This window comes from Nocardia sp. NPDC060220 (genome assembly GCF_042727815.1).
GTDB lineage: Bacteria > Actinomycetota > Actinomycetes > Mycobacteriales > Mycobacteriaceae > Nocardia.
The window spans coordinates 1-1,747 of record NZ_JBHWZY010001153.1 but is presented as its reverse complement, the minus strand read 5'-3'; the positions used below and the strand labels follow the sequence as shown (position 1 = coordinate 1,747).

At 68.2% G+C, this 1,747-nt stretch carries 2 protein-coding genes; both read left to right on the top strand.

What is annotated here, in order from left to right; genetic code table 11:
* Positions 1–1,396, top strand: a 1,396-nt coding sequence (gene pyk, locus ACFWF3_RS34725; protein ID WP_379318297.1) for a pyruvate kinase, incomplete at its 5' end; no start/stop codon positions are given.
* A gap of 8 nt (positions 1,397–1,404) precedes the next feature.
* A partial coding sequence (locus ACFWF3_RS34720; RefSeq protein WP_379318299.1) for an acyl-CoA thioesterase occupies positions 1,405–1,747 on the top strand: 343 nt, incomplete at its 3' end.

The window sequence follows — 1,747 nt, the reverse complement described above, 5'->3', positions numbered from 1 at the left end:
GTGCACCCTGGGCCCGGCCACTGCTACCCAGGATCGTATTCGTGAGCTCGTCGAAAGCGGCATGGATGTGGCCCGGCTGAACTTCAGCCACGGCGACCACGCCGACCACGCCGACAACTACAAGATGGTCCGCGCGGCCTCGGACGAGACCGGCCGCGCGGTCGGCATCCTCGCCGACCTCCAGGGCCCCAAGATTCGCCTCGGCCGGTTCGCCGACGGCAAGACCGTGTGGGCCAACGGCGAGCAGGTGCGGATCACCGTCGACGAGGTCGACGGCACCCACGACCGCGTCTCGACCACCTACAAGGAGCTCGCGCAGGACGCCAAGGCCGGTGACCGGCTGCTGGTCGACGACGGCAAGGTCGGCCTCACGGTGGAATCGGTCGAGGGCAACGACGTCGTCTGCCGGGTCACCGAGGGCGGCCCGGTGAGCAACAACAAGGGCCTGTCGCTGCCCGGCATGAACGTGTCGGTGCCCGCTCTGTCCGAGAAGGACGTCGCCGACCTCGAATTCGCCCTGGAGCTGGGCGTCGACTTCATCGCGCTGTCGTTCGTGCGGTCGCCGTCCGACATCGAACTCGTGCACGACATCATGGACCGCGTCGGCCGCCGGGTTCCGGTGATCGCCAAGCTGGAGAAGCCCGAGGCGATCGACAACCTCGAGGCGATCGTGCTGGCCTTCGACGCGGTGATGGTCGCCCGTGGCGACCTCGGCGTCGAGCTGCCCCTGGAGCAGGTGCCGCTGGTGCAGAAGCGCGCGATCCAGATGGCGCGGGAGAACGCCAAGCCGGTCATCGTCGCCACCCAGATGCTCGAATCGATGATCGAGAACTCCCGGCCCACCCGAGCGGAAGCCTCCGACGTCGCCAACGCGGTGCTCGACGGCGCCGACGCGGTGATGCTGTCGGGGGAGACCTCGGTCGGAGCGTGGCCGATCGACGCGGTGCGCACCATGGCCCGCATCGTGACCGCGGTCGAGTCCGAGACGTCGCGGGTGCCACCCCTGACCCACGTGCCGCGCACCAAGCGCGGCGTGATCTCCTACGCCGCCCGTGACATCGGTGAGCGGCTCAACGCCAAGGCGCTCGTGGCGTTCACCCAGTCCGGTGACACCGTGCGTCGGCTGGCCCGCCTGCACACCCCGCTGCCGCTGCTGGCGTTCACCCCGATGCCGGAGGTCCGCAGCCAGCTCACGCTGACCTGGGGCACCGAAACGTTCATCGTGCCCATGGTGGACACCACCGACGCGATGATCCACCAGGTGGATCAGGCGCTATTGTCGCTGGAGCGTTATCGCAAGGGTGACCTGGTGGTCATCGTTGCCGGTTCCCCTCCGGGTACCGTCGGTTCCACCAACCTGATCCACGTGCACCGCATCGGCGAAGAGGACCACTAGTAGTGAGCATTTCGATCGGCATCGAGACCACACAGGGCGAGCCGACACCCGATCTGCGGGTGTTGCTCGACCTGCTCGACCTCGAGTCGATCGGCGAGGACACCTTCTTGGGCAACCACCCCGAGAAGGTGTGGAGCCGCACCTTCGGCGGGCAGCTGGTGTCGCAGGCGATCATCGCCGCCGGACGCACGGCGGGGGATCGGCCGCTGCACGCGATCAACGCGCATTTCGTGCGCGGCGGCGATGTGAAGAAGCCGATCGAATACCACGTGCAGCGCCACCGCGACGGCCGCGCGCTCGCCAACCGGACGGTGACCGCCAGCCAGGACGGCCAGGAGCTGTTCGTCATGC